The 17,060-nt window shown below is 33.1% G+C and carries 14 protein-coding genes; 9 read left to right on the plus strand and 5 right to left on the minus strand.

The window, feature by feature from the left end; translation table 11 throughout:
- The first annotated feature begins 26 nt into the window (after positions 1–26).
- On the plus strand, positions 27–644 hold the full coding sequence (locus JM172_RS10685; protein ID WP_214482288.1) for a YesL family protein: 618 nt from the start codon (positions 27–29) through the stop codon (positions 642–644).
- Between the two features lie 16 nt (positions 645–660).
- Positions 661–2,802, plus strand: coding sequence for a beta-galactosidase (locus JM172_RS10690; protein ID WP_214482289.1), 2,142 nt, complete (start codon positions 661–663; stop codon positions 2,800–2,802).
- Positions 2,803–3,347: 545 nt separating this feature from the next.
- Here JM172_RS10690 and JM172_RS10695 read toward each other — a convergent pair.
- Entirely contained in the window at positions 3,348–3,521 is a 174-nt protein-coding gene (locus tag JM172_RS10695; protein WP_214482290.1) for a hypothetical protein, read from the minus strand.
- Positions 3,522–4,102: 581 nt separating this feature from the next.
- Between JM172_RS10695 and JM172_RS10700 the strand changes: the two genes are divergently transcribed.
- Together JM172_RS10700 and JM172_RS10705 are read left to right on the plus strand one after the other, a co-directional pair.
- Positions 4,103–5,794 (plus strand): phage head spike fiber domain-containing protein, encoded by a 1,692-nt coding sequence (locus JM172_RS10700; protein WP_214482291.1) that lies wholly within the window; start codon positions 4,103–4,105, stop codon positions 5,792–5,794.
- 465 nt (positions 5,795–6,259) lie between these two features.
- Complete coding sequence (locus tag JM172_RS10705; protein WP_214482292.1) at positions 6,260–7,048, plus strand: GNAT family N-acetyltransferase; 789 nt, start codon at positions 6,260–6,262, stop codon at positions 7,046–7,048.
- Positions 7,049–7,176: 128 nt separating this feature from the next.
- On the opposite strand, the gene JM172_RS10710 is transcribed toward JM172_RS10705, so the two are convergent.
- The 3 genes from JM172_RS10710 to JM172_RS10720 all read right to left on the minus strand — a co-directional run bounded on the left by JM172_RS10710 (position 7,177) and on the right by JM172_RS10720 (position 9,848).
- Positions 7,177–7,620, minus strand: a complete 444-nt coding sequence (locus JM172_RS10710) for a YtoQ family protein (RefSeq protein WP_214482293.1) — start codon at positions 7,618–7,620, stop codon at positions 7,177–7,179.
- 374 nt (positions 7,621–7,994) lie between these two features.
- Positions 7,995–8,435 (minus strand): SRPBCC family protein, encoded by a 441-nt coding sequence (locus JM172_RS10715; RefSeq protein WP_214482294.1) that lies wholly within the window; start codon positions 8,433–8,435, stop codon positions 7,995–7,997.
- 774 nt (positions 8,436–9,209) lie between these two features.
- Entirely contained in the window at positions 9,210–9,848 is a 639-nt protein-coding gene (locus JM172_RS10720; protein ID WP_214482295.1) for a pyridoxamine 5'-phosphate oxidase family protein, read from the minus strand.
- 287 nt (positions 9,849–10,135) lie between these two features.
- On the opposite strand from JM172_RS10720, the gene JM172_RS10725 reads away from it, so the two are divergent.
- From JM172_RS10725 to JM172_RS10735, 3 genes are all read left to right on the plus strand, one after another.
- Positions 10,136–11,569: an alanine/glycine:cation symporter family protein gene (locus JM172_RS10725; RefSeq protein WP_214482296.1), complete on the plus strand. Its 1,434-nt coding sequence runs from the start codon at positions 10,136–10,138 to the stop codon at positions 11,567–11,569.
- A gap of 719 nt (positions 11,570–12,288) precedes the next feature.
- The gene (locus JM172_RS10730) at positions 12,289–13,227 is read left to right on the plus strand and encodes a S8 family peptidase (RefSeq protein WP_214482297.1); all 939 of its coding nucleotides are present in this window, start codon (positions 12,289–12,291) and stop codon (positions 13,225–13,227) included.
- Between the two features lie 464 nt (positions 13,228–13,691).
- A complete protein-coding gene (locus JM172_RS10735; protein ID WP_214482298.1) occupies positions 13,692–13,907 on the plus strand; it encodes a DUF1272 domain-containing protein in 216 nt (71 codons plus the stop codon).
- 74 nt (positions 13,908–13,981) lie between these two features.
- Here JM172_RS10735 and JM172_RS10740 read toward each other — a convergent pair whose 3' ends face one another.
- Positions 13,982–14,713: a WecB/TagA/CpsF family glycosyltransferase gene (locus JM172_RS10740; protein WP_214482299.1), complete on the minus strand. Its 732-nt coding sequence runs from the start codon at positions 14,711–14,713 to the stop codon at positions 13,982–13,984.
- 741 nt (positions 14,714–15,454) lie between these two features.
- Here JM172_RS10740 and tagD point away from each other — a divergent pair.
- Positions 15,455–15,850 (plus strand): glycerol-3-phosphate cytidylyltransferase, encoded by a 396-nt coding sequence (gene tagD, locus JM172_RS10745; RefSeq protein WP_214482300.1) that lies wholly within the window; start codon positions 15,455–15,457, stop codon positions 15,848–15,850.
- A complete protein-coding gene (locus JM172_RS10750) occupies positions 15,850–17,022 on the plus strand; it encodes a CDP-glycerol glycerophosphotransferase family protein (RefSeq protein WP_214482301.1) in 1,173 nt (390 codons plus the stop codon). The genes tagD and JM172_RS10750 overlap by 1 nt, the downstream gene beginning before the upstream one ends.
- Positions 17,023–17,060: the final 38 nt, after the last annotated feature.

Below are 17,060 nucleotides of genomic sequence, written 5' to 3' on the forward strand. Positions count from 1 at the left end.
GAATGGGGAAAAAGGGGAGAAAACAGATGCTTAAATCTTCAGCTGGGCGACGACTTTATTTTATTACTGATATGATATTTCAGTTCATCGTGCTGAATCTACTATGGTTTCTTTTTACAGTCGTTGGTTTAGTTGCTTTTGGAGTTTTTCCAGCATCAATAGCTGTTTGTTATCTTATGAAAAAACGTATTGTTGAACAGGATAACATCCCTATTTTTTCAACATTTTGGGCAATATATAAACAAAACTTTGTTCGAGGAAATATCCTTGGCGTTTTAACTGCAGCTGTTTCATTTATGTTGTATCTCGATTTTCAAATCATACAGCAATTTGACAACATGGTAGTGACGATCTTTGGTATAGGGCTAGTAATTGTCAGCATGTTCTTATTAATAACGATTTTTTATTCACTTCCATTAATATCAATCACGACAGATTCAGCCTTTAAAGTAATAAAAAATGCGTTTTTATTAGGGGTTGCCAATCCGGTAGTAACATTAATGATATTTATCGTAATATTATCAATACGAGTTATCTATGGATATTTCCCGACTATAATACCACTGTTTGGAATTATGCCTTTGTTACTCACCTTTACTGTAGCTTTTCATAAAAGCTTTAACAAACTAGAACAAACAATATAGAATGGGGGATACCCAAATGATTAATGTAAAAGATGGAGTTTTATATCGCGATGGGAAACCATTTGTGTTTATTTCAGCAGATTATCCGTACTACCGAGACTATCCAGAGAATTGGTCAGATCGACTGGATAAATTAAAAGAAGCAGGAATCGAAGTCGTTACATTTTACGTTCCGTGGAGACACCATCATTTAAAGATTGATGGAAAAGATGTGATAGATTTTTCTGGGGAAACTCAAGGGAATCGCGACGTACTTTCATTTATTAAACTAGTTGAAGAAAAAGAAATGTTTGCAGTTGTGAAACCGGGGCCTTTCATTCATGCTGAAACCGATTTTGGTGGACTACCTGATTTTGTTGAAGGTGGTAAAGAGTTTGAAGCAATGCTAGATAATGAAGGAAATGAGCGAAAATGGCATAAAAACCTACCTGCTGCTTTTGATGCAGCTTTTACAAATGCAGTGCAGGATTGGTTTAAAGTATGTGATGAAACTGTAATTAAGCCATTTACGTACCCGGCAGGACCTGTAATCGCGTTACAAATTTTAAATGAAGGATTATATTCAGACGGACAACATAGTGTTATAGCATATGATTACTCTCCAAGTGGATTGGAATATCATGCAGAAAGACTACAAAAACAGTTTGGCTCAATTGACAAGTATAATGACATGTTTGGTTCAAGTTATACTTCATATCAAGATATCCCTGTGCCTAGGTCTTTTGATATTCATACGAAAGAGAACGTTAAAGAAATTTTACCTTATTTACACTGGGCTGAGACACAAAATCGTTATTTAGGTGATTTATACACAAATTGGGGTAGTGCAATTGATTCAACATTACCTGTTTTCAACAATATAAACCCTCCGTTAAATGAGGCAAAAGGCTTTGATTTTTGGTTAACACGTGTAGTACCTGAACATTGGGATGTTAGCTATGGTTTTACAAACTGGATTGGTGTCGTTTCTCATGATGAAACAGCATTTTTACGATACTTACTTCTCGTAAAACGTGATAGAGGTATAAATCTAGAGGAAAACTGGGGCTTTTCAGATCCACTATATGATTGGCGATATATTTATCATCATGTACCATTTTACCAAACAGTGTTAGCTATGGGACTAGGTGCTACAGGCTTTAATGTATATACTGGTATTTCCACTGACGGGTGGACTGATGAGCTTGATTCAATTCATGCACGTCCATACCCCGACTGCTCACCTATTTCAGAAAAGGGTGAAACAGGGGAGAAATACGAAGCGTTAAAAGTGCTAGTTTCGTATTTAAAAGAAAATGAACAGCTAATTACCGAAGGCAAGCGTGGACATGAAAACGCGTGGGGGTTATATGCACCTTATAGTTACTTAGCTTCATTTGGTATTGAGGATCGTGATTTTGAAAAATTGGGCGTGAAGGCACCACATTCAGGCTATAAAGCAATGGAATCATTTATGCTTACGATGTTAAAAGAACAGCGTGAATTTGGGATTGTTAATATAGAAACAGCTTCTTTGGAAGAATTACAACAGCAAGGTGCAATCTCAATTGTAGGTGGCTTCTTTATGCACAGGGCTGTACAGGAGAAGTTATTACAATATGTAAATAACGGTGGTAAACTATTCTTCTTCGGTGAAGTTCCACAATACGATGAAGCAATGGATAAATGTGATATATTAGCAAGTGTAATTACTGATTCTAAACGATACAATACAGTTGAACATGGAGATGGAATTGTTGTGTATTATCCAGAAAATCCATTCTCATCATGTGGAATCTCACCTACATTTGCACATTTAATGAATATTCATATTGACAAGTCGCGTGTCGTTGGAGACGAATGCTATACGTTTTTATATGAGCTAGACGGTAAAAAATCATTATATGTCTTAAGTAATTCACAAATTGAAAAAGAACATAACCTGAGCATAGATGGTGAACAAATATCTATTTCACTTCCTGCAAAAGGTTGTGCAATAATCACTTTAACAAGCGAAGAAATTACATCATGTGTAGTAAAAGGAATTAACGATTACGATGAGTCATTCGTTACTCCAGCTGTGTCATACCGAGGACAAACTGTTAAAGCTGATGCACCTTGTGATTTTTATTACAGCAAGCATTCAAACATTAGCTCTCAAGTCAACAAAAAGGGGTAATGCAATAATGTGACATTTGTTACTTTTTTGTAACTAATTGTCGATGTTAGCGTGTTAATATGTAATTACACACTACTTATTCCTCTTTGGAGGGTGACGAAAAGTTAACAGCTTTTCGTCACCTTTTTTTTTGCTTTTTGCTTTTTTGACATTAATTGTTCCATTTTATAATAAGAAGCTAAACAGTATAAAAATTATAACATCCACATCAGTTACTCCTACGAAGGTAAAAAAAGAATCAAAGTTTATAAAAGGCTGTTCTGGCACAGATTGTTGCTTTTCGTACTAAGATATAAGCTCGTATACATCTAATGTTTGTAGCATATTAGCCATTATTTATAATTTTTAGTGATCGAACTTATGATAAATAGCAATAAAGTTTATATAAAACCTTTCTTTTAAACCATCCTTCTATGATGTATCTTTTTTAGTAGTTTAATAGAAATACGAACGAAAGAACTCGCTAACTTGACTAGCCACTATCTAATGCTCAAGGTAAATATAATGTACTTAATATTGTTTTTATTTAGCACACTGTTACAAAGTTATTCGGTGTTTCTAACCAAAATATATCCAATGACTGCAATCGGACCTAACGTGAGTGCTACTAATGACCATAAACAGCCTAGATTTTGCCCTCTCTTATAGGATGCATCTACTAGAACAAACAATGAACCTAATATCCAAACAACAGCAAGCATGACATAAGTCACCGACATCTTTTTGCTCCTTATCCTCTTAAGAATTAGTTAATAATAGCAATTACTACTTATATTTGAATGTTATTGTTACCAAATACTCTGTTCATATACTTCTGTTGCTACTGTTACTTTGTGCGAGTTGTTAGTCAATGATTTAACCACCGAGCACCTTTATAAAAAAACAAAGTCCATAAAACATATTTGGAAAAAAGATAATACGAAAAAATAAGACTCGTTTTTTAGAAACGATAAACATAGATTTGAAGAAAAAACTTATTCGTCATATATTCATTAAAGTAGATCTTGAAAAGTAGTTAACCTTTACAATAAAAGAATTTATGTACTATTAATATATTTATTTAAATATTCGAAATATTAAGTATTATGAAGAAAAAGCGAATATTTCTATGGATTTTAGCGGAAACATACCGATTTCAGAATTTTCCATATATATGTACATAATGGTAGGATGTAGTTAATTCTCGAGAATTAATATTTTTTATCAAAATATAATAGGAATTAGCGAATGAAAGTGTTTATGCGGTACTTTATCTCATTTTCTTAACACGCCTACTAAACTATTAAAAGGGTGATTTTGTATGAAAAAGCTATTAACTATTCTTTTCTTATCAATGCTCATTAGTTTATCATTTTTTGGTCAAAAGAATATAGTTGTAGGAGCTAGTAATAACACAGGTAGTTTTTCGCTGTTAACTTATAACGTTGCTGGATTATGGGATCCTGTATCATCTTCTAATCCCGCAAATAACACAGAGAAAATCAGTCCTAAATTAAATGATTATGATGTTGTATTAGTTCAAGAGGATTTTAATTATCATAGTGATTTGATTTCAGCAGTCGAACATGAATACCTGTCTTCACATTCAGGGATTATGGGATTTGGAGATGGTTTAAATCGAATGTCAATTTACCCATTTACTAAATTTAAACGTGAAGATTGGAATGACTGTCATGGTGTGTTTGGGGACGGTTCTGACTGTTTAACGCCTAAAGGATTTTCATTTGCTAGGCATGAAGTTGCAGAAGGCGTATTTATAGACATGTATAATGTTCATGCAGATGCTGGTGGTAGTAATGATGATTATACTGTCAGGAAGAAAAATTTTCAGCAATTATTGTCAAAAATTGAACAATGGTCAGAAGATCATGCTGTCATTGTCACGGGTGACTTTAACAGCCATTGGAAAGATTCAGATGGAGTAAGGCAATTTGTTGATGCTAATTTTTCAGATGCTTGGGCGGAAATAAAAAATAATGGTGAAATACCTGATATTGGTGAATCGGGTGGGCGTATTGATAAAATTTTGTTTCGAGGCAGTGACGGTCTTACACTTAACGTAACTGATTATGATGTTCCTCATGATGATTTTTTAGATAGCAACGGGAAGGGTCTATCAGACCATAAGCCTGTGTCTGCTATGTTTGAATACAGTGTAAATAATCTATGGGAACAGCCTCTAAATACATTTAGTCCTCATTCATGGAATAAAGGAAATAATACATCGTTTGAATTTGATGAAAACGTGAAATATCTGAATGGTGACCGTGTTGCAAAACTAGTTGCGAAGGACGAGAATGGTTATGTAAATAACACAATTCAGCTTAATCCAAACAACCGCACGTATACTTTTAGCGTTTGGCTAATGTCTGAACAAGACCAACAAGTGAGTGTGCGCTTGAGAAGTCAGGGTAATTTAAATGGAGGTAACGGAGATAATGATAGTGTTCAAACTGTAAATCTTCAAGCTAATGAATGGCAACGTGTTGAAGTTACCCAAGCTTTTGATATAGAAGCAGAATGGTTAAGAGCAACTATCTATCCAGCGGGTTACCAATCGGGTGAAACAGGTACTATTTACATGTGGGGGAGCCAGGTGTTTGACACGACTAACAGTGTTGTAGAGCATGGCACTGATAATGGAGAGGCAATGTTAAAACTGACAGCCACAAGTAATGGCGGGTATGTTAACAATACAATTAATTTAAATCCGAACGGCCATACATACACTTATAGTATGCTCGTGAAAAGTGACGTGGAACAAGCGTTAAGTATTCGTTTAAGAGCTAAAGGTTATAGTGGGAATAATGGAAATAATGATCAAGTCAAAACGGTAAATGTGGCATCAGGTCAATGGCAACGGGTAACTATCACCCAAACATTTGATGATGATGCTGATTGGCTAAGAGCAACTATATATCCTGCAGGCTTTCAAACAGGTCAAGCTGGTTCTATTTATGTAAAAGATGTAGTGGTGACTGAAGGAAACTGAATAACAATGTATTGAAGAAACTGTTGTGAAGTCACAACAGTTTTTTTATGTTTCGTTAAAAGACTTGGTTGAAAACTATAAACAGAGTAACTAATTAAAATACATAAGAATATTGATCATGATCAAAATGTATACACTGTTAGAAACAGTTTTACTTTATAGCTAGCGAATGTGACTTTGAGATCAAAAAAAATATAAAGTGTGTTGGTATCCTAGTAGCCCTTGTATACATGGTTTTTTATATTCATAATGGTGGATTGTTAGCTCTAAATTTTGTCAGTAGTTTGTAGCTATTAAATATACCGTTTAAGCAAGACAGTAATGAATACGATAGTTAGCCATTATTTTTCAGTTTGGTATAGAGACTCGAACTTTATTAAACTGTCAACTAGTTCTTTCTTTCGAAATGTGACATACTATCCATAAAACCTTTTGAAATTCATAGCAGTCAAATGGAGGAAAATGATGTTAGAACAATTACACAAGAATCAGTATGAAATAGTCGAGCATTTCTTTCGAGGTCATAAACAATATATTCCAGCACTTTCTGTTATCTACGGAAATTACCCTGGTAAGATATTCGTTGATTCAGTTATCCAACCGAATTTTGCAATTGTTTGGGCTCTTGGAAGATGGCTATATTGTGAGGGGGACATTCCTAAAAATCATACTTATGGAAGCATAATTGATTCGCTTTGGCAGTTTCTTAAAATAGAGAGAAAAAGCATTTTTGAAATTTATAAAAGTGAAAATCAAGAGTGGGAGAAAGAGTTTAGCGCAAATTTATCTAATCTCGATGTGAAAAAGCATTGGGAATCTATTTATACATTAAATATTGGTAAGTTTAGAGAGCTTGATACGAGGCAAATAGAATCGCAGGTTGATTGTCAAATTGACCAATTTCCTATTGTAACATCTAGCTGTAAAGAAGAGGAATGTGAATTAATAAATGAGACACGTTTTGGATCAAAAATTATAAAGAATAATAAAATCATTGCCGTATGTAAAAATAATGGTTTCGTTCATAATGAATCATATTTTATAAGTGTTGAAACTTTTGATAAAAACGAGCAAGGAAAAGGTTATGCGACCGTTGCAGGAGCAAAATTAATTGAGTATGGATTGGCAAGAAACTTTATTCCGTTATGGGAAACTACTCACGATAATATTGCGTCACATAAATTAGCAACAAAGTTAGGATTTGAAAGAAACTGTTCATACCCTGTATACGCTTTTCACTATAATAGCATTTGACCTAAAAGGTTAATAACAACATTGCTTGGACCTACTAAAGGAAATAGACCCTTTCGATCTTTGGGTCTATTTCAAAATCAGCTTTATGTTATAGTGCAAATGGTGTAGAAATACGCTTGAAACGCATTCTATGATTCAAAAACATAAGAAAGTGCTTTTAGAGCTTCATTAACAGTTTCAACAGTTACATTAGCTTTATTAGATAGCTCTTTTAAAGGGTGGTGCAATGATGCAGGGCGTACAAGAATAAGTGGTTTATGTAAAGTGATTGCCGCACTTGCATCCATTGCTGTATTCCATTGTCTATATTTTTCTCCAAATAGTGCAATGACAATGTCAGCTTTATTCATTAACACTTGTGTTCTGAAATTGTTAAAATCAGAGGCGGCATCATCTTTAAAAATCGCATTTGGCTGTTCACCTAAAATGTTCTCTCCTATATTGTCAGAGCGGTCATGATTCTCCATTGGGCCAACAAATGTTAATGGAAGCTGTAAAGCTTTTGCTTTTTCCTTAATTTCATCTCTCCAATTACTATGAATTTCTCCTGCAAGATAAACAGTTAATTCCATATAAATACCTCCGATGATCATTTTAATTTTTATAAGGACTTTTTTTTGTAAACTTTGTTGTTATCGTTTTTATACTAGAAGATAAAGATGTCATTTTACGTAAAAGTCATCGATCTATTGAAAAAATGATGCTACGAGTACTAGTTGTATACGTGTTTAGTACAAAGAACAACAATCTTTCGCAAACAAGCTTTTATAAAAGAATATTCATTCACAGCTTATTGCATGTAATAACTGTTAATAATTTAGTGCTTACATTGTTATTGTGATGTAATTAAACTATTTTACATAATGATTTTACTGCGCATTAAATAGTCTTGGCAGTTTTTCCATTATAAAGCTCCATTACAGGGTTTTGCTTGTCTTGGTTTTTATTAAGAATTAGCTTCAAGAGCATCTTTTAATTTTGTTAAATGTTGACTGTCTTCTTGTTTTAAAATTTTTATAAAGAAAGGGCGTATAATTCGCATTTTTAAGCCTTTAGTGTTAACTTCACAGGAAAAGTCTATTCTAGTACCACCTTCAGTTTCTGAGAATTCATAATGATAGATGGTTTCAAGACCTTGTAGGGCACTTCTAGCAGAGTAAGATTTATTCTTTGAAAAAGATATGTATTCTATGATAGCCTCTGCCTTTTTTCCTCGAATTTCTCTAACTTCCTTAAACTTAGTATGCTGACCAATTGGTCCATCAGTCATTTTTGTTACTTCATCTACATTTGCTAATATTTTAGGTGAATTTTCCATATTAGATGCATAATCAAACGTTTCTTCAATGGATTTACTCACTACAATTTGATCTGTAAATGCAATCAACAACGCTTCCTCCTATACAATTATTTGCTCTTTTCACGTTGATTAGTGTTTTTCATACAAACCTCAATTTTGCTACAAATATACAAAAAGTCTGTAAGTTTGTTCTCATCTTTTAGAAGTAACTCTACTTCATAATGCATGTTATGCTCAACATATATACCATAGTAACCTATAAAAATTATGCCATGCAACAAATAGCTTGTTTAATTCTAATATATCACAATTCCAGAAGCAGCAATTGTTTGTAGTGAATAATTAAAAAATGCAAAATGAAAATTATAAATAAATCGAATGAGATCATGAGTAATATAGATGTAGTTATTCAATCGGGTGGGGGAATAGCATAACATATGAACAACTAATCAATTGTAGGCGTCCATATTAATCGTATAATCATGATGAATAGTATATCTTCCTTTGTAGCTATAGGGGCATAGTTTTGGTTTCTTTCATTACAATCAAGAGGGTAAAGTCTAATAAATGGTAGAGAGTTGTATGAGTATGTCGTTTAAGCAAGCTACTAGAAGAAAAGCTAGAGCAGCCATTGCAAAAATAAATTTAAGAACATGTTAGGGTTTATTGCTCGGGAGTTACCAACCTTCGTAAAAAGGTAAAAGTAGTAAAAAATATTGCTGTTTCAGAAACAAGGAAAATTTTTGACTAGGCAAGACAGAGAAGAACCTGTTTACGGTATTCAACATAGTGAGTGAGCATTGTATTCTCCAAAACTCACTCACGGTAATAGCTTGTTTTAAGTTTTAGTTTTATATAGAGTTAATATAGCCGGTTCGCATAAGCTTCATCAAGGTTGCTTTGTAAATCATCAACTGCATCTTTTGGTAGCTGTAAATGACCTGCAAGTATTTTAGCTGCTGATGGTAATGCATCTTTCATAGGGTAAGATTGATGGTCCCATATTTTCGAACGTAGCATAGCTTTAGCACAATGTATGTATAGTTCCTCAACCTCAACACCAATACCTAAACTTGGTATTACACCATTCACTTCCATCTTTTCTAGCAAAACTTGATCTTTAACAATAACAGCTTTACCGTTCACACGAAGAGTTTCTCCTAAACCAGGAATAATAAAGAGAAGACCAATTTGATTGTTTGAAAGAATGTTACGTAATGAATCTATCTTCTTATTTCCTCTACGTTCAGGAATAAGGAGTGTTTTATTATCAATAACTTGAACAAATCCAGCACAGTCACCACGGGGAGACACGTCACAGGAGCCATCAGCGTTTGCAGTTCCTATTAATACAAAAGGGGATAGTGAAATGAACTTTTTACAATTTTCATCAACAAAAGATATGACCTTATCATTAATCATTTGTTTAGGTTCTCCTATGATTGTACGTAATTCCTCTTCAGTAGTAATGGTATCTTTAAAGTTTTTTAATATTGTCATAATACAAACACCTTCCTTTGTAAACTAATTTTACTATATTATAGATAATTGTAAAACTAGGAAATATTGTTTTGATTAATAGATTTGTAGCTTCTTTATACAACGCTTATACACTATTTATGTAGGAGTTTACTTATGAAAGTACTGTAAAAATAATAAATATAAGAAATCACTTTAATAAATATAATTTTTTGATATATTAAAAAAATTATTGCAATATTCTATTTCGTTGTTTATAATTTAGTACATAACAGCGGAGAAGTGATGCATCAAGAGGAGGAAAGTAAGTGGGACAGTTATTCAATACCATTGTTACCGAACTAAATAATTATCTTTGGTCTTATATTTTAATAGGTTTATTAATCGGTTTAGGTGTATATTTTTCTTTTAGAACGAAGTTTGTACAATTTAGACTTTTAGGTGAAATGTTTAGACTGTTGACAGATAAAGCTACGGTCTCAGCAGACGGTAAAAAAGGGATTTCATCCTTTCAATCGTTTTGTATCGGTGCGGCAACAAGAATTGGAACAGGTAACTTAGCCGGTGTGGCCATTGCCATAGGACTTGGGGGCCCTGGTGCAGTTTTTTGGATGTGGATCGTTGCTTTAGTAGGTGGTGCAACAAGCTTTATCGAAAGCACGTTAGCACAAATATACAAAGTTAAGGATAAAAATGGATTCAGAGGTGGGCCTGCTTATTATATTGAAAAAGCTTTAAATGCACGTTGGTTAGGGATTATCTTTGCGATATTCATTACGATTAGCTTTGGGTTGATTTTTAACTCAGTACAGTCAAATACGATCTCAGTTGCATTTGAATCAGCCTTTGGCACAAGTCGTCTCGTAATGGGTTTAATTATAACTGGAGTATCGGCACTCGTAATATTTGGTGGCATAAACCGCATAGCAAAAGTGTCTCAAGTTGTTGTACCAGTTATGGCGGTATTCTATCTTCTCATCGGCTTATTTATTATTGTTACAAACTTCCAAGCAATACCTGGAGTATTTAGTTTAATTATATCTAGTGCATTCGGCTTCAATGAAGCTCTCGGTGGTACAGTTGGTGCAGCTATTTCTTATGGGGTTAAACGTGGCTTATTCTCTAATGAAGCTGGAATGGGTAGTGCTCCAAATGCAGCAGCAACAGCTACAGTCTCTCACCCTGCAAAACAAGGTCTTATTCAAACATTAGGTGTTTTCGTTGACACATTATTCGTATGTAGTGCAACAGCATTTATTATTTTATTATCAAATGAATATCAAACAGGAACTTTCGAGGGAATCAACTTACTGCAAGCATCGTTAGTTTCACATGTTGGTCCTTGGGCAAGCGTATTTATTGCGATTTCAATTTTCTTATTTGCATTTAGTTCAATTATCGGTAGTTATTACTATGGTGAAACGAACATTGAGTTTATTAAGAAAGATAATACGGTATTATTCTTATATCGCATTGCAGCGTTAGGAATGGTATTATTTGGCTCGTTAGCAAGTGTACAAATCGTATGGGATTTAGCAGATTTATCAATGGCATTAATGGCTATAACCAATTTAATTGCTATCGCATTTCTAGGCAAAATTGCTTTCAAAACATTGGATGATTATGTCTCTCAACTCAAAGTCGGTAAAAACCCAGTATTCCACGTATCAAACGTAGATGGTTTGCAGAATGTTGAGTGTTGGGGAGAAGAAGAGAAAATTGACAAGAAAAAAGCTGTGTGATAATTAAGTAAAACGAAACATTAAAGCGGAGACAGGATTTTATTCTGTCTCTTTTTTGTGTAAAGTTATCTATTATACAAATTGTTGTTAGCTATTTAATGAGAGCAGTCAATATGCTTAATTTAAACCATTTTAGTGAGCTACTAGAAAATAGCTGCTATGTGTTATACACTGAAAAAAGTAAGCAAAGCACCTACACCATGTTAAAACTTCTTTCTATGTAGGTGGTAGTTTCATTAGCCAAATTGATTGTATCAACCTTAAGATTTTACTCATCCTAAATTCCGTTGTAAAAAGAGCATTAATGTGTAAATCTTAGAAGTTATTTAATAGCAAATAATAGGTAAATATGGTATATTGTTAAGTGTATCCAACTTATGATTTGTATAAATTAAGAATAATTCTCGTTTTAAATATCTGAAAATTCAATAAATAAAAAAATCCCAGGTATGGTTACAATTCCTTTCAGTCCATTTTCATCTCAATATGGGGGTTTACATTCATAATTAGGGTTGTTTTCGTATATATTGTTGTTTTTCATCCTAATCAATAAACACGAACACAACTAGTACTCGTAGCATCTTTTTCTTCTATTATATGATGATAATCATCTAAGACCTCTTTTTACAGTCTGTATCAATAACAACTAGCACTATTTACGAAAAGAGGCATAATAAAAAAAGCTAGGCAAGTGCTATTATCGATAGGAGGTACTTTCAATGAGTCAAATTCGACTAATACCGTATAAGGTTGACCAAATTGTTGACAAAACAACCGAAATACCACAAGGAGTAGCATTAATAGAAGCACCAAGTAAGTGGGAAAAGGGATATATGGGAAATGATGTTGTTGTTGCTGTATTAGACACAGGATGTGATATTGAACACCCTGATTTAAAAGATAGAATAATAGATGGAAGGAATTTTACTAACGATTATGGTGGAGATGTATCAAATTTTGATGATAACCAATATCATGGTACGCATGTAGCCGGTACAATAGCGGCTACATTAAACAATAATGGCGTTGTTGGTGTTGCACCAGAAGTAAAACTATTGATTTTGAAGGTATTATCCAAAGATGGATCAGGTAGCTATAAGGGATTAATTGATGCATTGGATTATGCAATAAATTGGCGTGGACCCTATGGTGAAAAAGTTCGTGTTATATCCATGTCTCTTGGAGGGCCAGAAAATGTATCTAGTCTACATACCGCAATAAAAAATGCAGTCAATAACGATATTTTAGTCGTATGTGCAGCGGGGAACGAGGGGGATGGAAACGTGGATACAATAGAAAGAAGCTACCCAGGTTATTATGATGAAGTCGTGTCGGTCGGAGCTGTCGACTTTGACAAAAGACTAGCTGATTTTACGAATACACATGAGGAAATTGATTTAGTCGCACCAGGAGTTAAGGTTTTGTCAACATATCCAAATAATAAATATGCTAGGCTGTCTGGGACATCGATGGCTACACCACATGTTTCTGGTGCAGCAGCCTTGTTGTTAAATGAGAAAGAAAAAGAGTTAGGTAGAAAAATATGCGAAAACGAGTTATATGATATTTTAATTGAGCATACTCAACCAATTGGCTATAGCAGACATGCGGAAGGGAATGGGCTTCTTTATTTAGGAAATAAACAACTGACTGAATAAGATACTTTGTATTCTTATGTTTTGCTTTTCAAAGTTCAACTGCAAGATAAAAATGGAAGTAATAACAACCAATGATTTCGTTGGGACTATTTGTAGAGCTTTTGGTTTTGCAGAAATTATGAATTTCAACTGTAGTTTGATAAATAGCAAAATCTAAATATTTGCTCGATGACTGACCTTCTTAGTTATTTAATGAAGGCTGTATTCACATTAATTGTTGCTTTTCGTAATGAAAACTAAAAATGGATACATTTAATGTGCGCGGCATCTTATCATTTTTCAAGACTATTAAAATCATATAGTAGGTATCAGTTCTCTCAAATTTAAGTAAAAAGAGCAACAAAGTGTACGATAAAGCTTCTCATAAACTTTATGACAGGTGAGTATGTTTATTGTATGCAAAGTAACAAGCTATGTAACCCAGCGAAATTGAATGTAAAAAGAAAAAGAGAGGATGAAGCAAGATGGGGTTAAAAATGAAAAAAGTTTGCCAGCGGTGTGATATTTCGTTAAAGAAGGATGCTGATGCTTATATTTGCTCTTATGAATGTACATTTTGTCCTCAATGTAGCGCTGAAGTCAAAAATATTTGTCCGAATTGTGGAGGTGAGCTTGTCAGTAGACCGAAAAGAGATGGGAAATTAAGAACTGTTATGAATGTGTTGAACAACTCAAAATAATGAAGGGTAGCAGAAAAGGAAAAATCTTAAAATATGAAGTTTAAAACGAGGGAATATTCGCTAACAATATTACTTTAGCTTCGATGATATTTCTTTTTAAGTACTCGCACCATAAATTTCGGAATGGCAATCATTCTTTTTAACCTAGATGGTTCTTTAATTAATCGATATAGCCATTCTAAATTAGTATCCCTCCATATTTTTGGTGCTCTTTTGACTACACCAGCCCATACATTAAAACTTCCTCCGAGCCCGATGAAAACCCCTTTATTAAAGTTATGCATGCTTTTTGCAATCCAATTTTCCTGTTTTGGAAACCCGAGACCTACTAACACAATATCGGGCTCAGTTTCCTTAATCTGAGAGATGATCGTTTCATCATTATCATCAAAATAACCATGGTGAAATCCAACGATATCTACATGTGGGTATCGTTGTTGAATGTTTTTCGCAGTTAGGCCAATAACGTCAGGTTTTGCACCTAAAAGATAAATTTTGTAACGATGCTTGTTTGCAATATTTAAGAGCTGCTCCATAAAATCTATACCCGTTAATTTTTCTTTGAGTGGTTTACCTAAGATTTTGGAAGCAATTACAATGCCTGCTCCATCCGGGATAATGTAGGTAGCTTTTTTTAGGGTTAAATCGTATGATGGATTTGATTTAGCATATGTAATAATTTCAGGATTTGCTGTAACGATAAAGGTTTTTTGAGAAACTTGCATTCTATTGTGAACTTCTCTTAAGAAGTTTTCCATTCGATTGTTAACAAATTCATATCCCATAACCTCATCAAACTTAACCATTTTTAATATCCCCCGATATATTTACAAAATAATTATCCAATAATTGTATCCCTTAAAACTGGTAGAAAAAAATTTATAATATAGATACACTAGAATGTTATTTTCGCATAAATTCAACTAAAAATATAGTGTTATTGGCATGAAAGTCATATTTTTGCTTTCATCAAAATATTTGGAATTGAGTGAAGCTATTCATTTCTTTACATATATGAATGAACTATATGTTTGTATAGTTAAGGGTATATCGGATAAATATACTAGTATTATGAGTATATTTATTTTGGAAATCCCGTCAATCAGTAGAAAATAATTAATATATACAGCAACCTTTGGTAAAATAGATGTCATAAACAATAATGTAAGTATTGGTGAGAGAGGATAATTATTCATGTTTTAACAAAATTTAAAATTATGATATTGAGTCTAGGTGTGTAATTGTTATTCTATACAAAGGAATTGCGCTAGATACTAAAAAGCTGTTTTCAAGGTTTTAATTTTTCGTACCAAAAAATAGACAAGTATATTAACGATTGTAGTTATCATCTTTTTCTCTGTATACAAGATGCCTCAGCTAGCTGCGAAAAGAGCCTACTTCAAAAAGCACTTGATAATATTTGTATTGTTGTCAAGCGATGTTTATCTTATAATTAGTTTTTTATGCTAGTGGAAACCTGTTCATACATTCATTTGCAATACTTGCATCTATATTATGCCTTTTAAAAAGAAGGGACGTAAGACGTTATGAAAAAAATTATTACCTATGGAACGTTTGATTTGTTGCATTGGGGGCATGTTAACCTTCTGAAAAGAGCAAGAGAGTTAGGCGACAACCTTACTGTTGGCTTATCAACTGATGAGTTTAATAAAATGAAAAATAAGCAATCCTATCATAATTTTGAAAATAGAAAAAAAGTAATTGAAGCAATACGTTACGTTGACAAAGTAATTCCAGAAAAAAATTGGGAGCAGAAAGCTGATGATATCATTACGCATAATGTTGATATTTTTGTTATGGGAGATGATTGGAAGGGGAAATTTGACTATTTAGAGGATTATTGTCATGTTATTTATATGCCAAGAACAAAGAGTATTTCTACAACTATGATAAAAAAAAATATGGAGTTATTTACTGAATAATGGGTAAGGAATTATTAATTTCGAGTTATTTACTTCTATTTAAGCTGGTCTTTAATTTATGTAAACAATTCAAGCTGAAGAAAAAAATTACATTCGTTATTTCGTATGAAGAAAATGCGCATTTTTTATATAAAGAATTGATAAAACAATCTATGTCAATTGACATTATCATTTTGTGTAAAACGTCAGCAAAAACAGACCTTCAACATATTTTTCAAGAAGCAAAAATATATACGTTTGAATCAAAGAATTTAATTCATTGGCTTTTGTCTATTTATCATTTGGCTACATCCAAAATAATCATCATAGATAATTATTTTGCATTTTTATCGGCAATTACATTTAAGAACAATGTTGAGTGCATTCAAATTTGGCATGCCGCTGGAGCGTTAAAAACCTTTGGCTTACAAGACAAATCGGTTGGTAAAAGGAGTAACAAAGCTCAAAGAAGGTTTCGACAAGTGTATAAGCAATTCCACAGGGTAGTTGTTGGTTCAGAGGAAATGGCACAAATATTTATGGAATCATTTCATATTCCAGCTAATCATATACTCCCAACTGGAATTCCAAGGACAGATCTCTTTTATGATGACCAACTTACAAGTCAAATTAAAGAAGAACTCTATTCTAGATTTCCTCTGTTAAAACATAAAAAGATAATATTATATGCTCCGACTTTTCGGCATGGTCAATTAAATAATTACAATATTAAGCTGGATTTGGACAAGCTTTACGAAAAGCTGCAAGAGGAATATATTTTAATATTGAAGCTACATCCAATGGTTAAAGTAAATGTGGATTATGAGGAAACATACAAAGGTTTCGTTGTTGACTTATCTTCTTATAAGAGTACAAATGAGTTATTGATGATCACTGATTATTTAATTACTGATTACTCATCCATTCCTTTTGAATATGCAATTTTACAAAAGCCAATGATTTTTTACCCCTATGATTTAACAATCTATCAACAGGAGCAGGGTGTTATTCAAGATTACGAAACTACTGTCCCTGGGCCTGTAGCGAATGATACTGATGAAATTATCGATATTATTTTAACCCATCAATTTAATTACGAGTTGATATTAAGATTTTATCATCAATGGAATGAACACTCAAAAGGAAATTCATCAAACAGACTTGTTCAGTACATACTAACCAAAATAACCTAATTTATTCGACAATCGTGGTTGTTCATGTAAGAACAAAG

Source organism: Bacillus sp. SM2101, assembly GCF_018588585.1.
GTDB classification, from domain to species: domain Bacteria; phylum Bacillota; class Bacilli; order Bacillales; family SM2101; genus Nanhaiella; species Nanhaiella sioensis.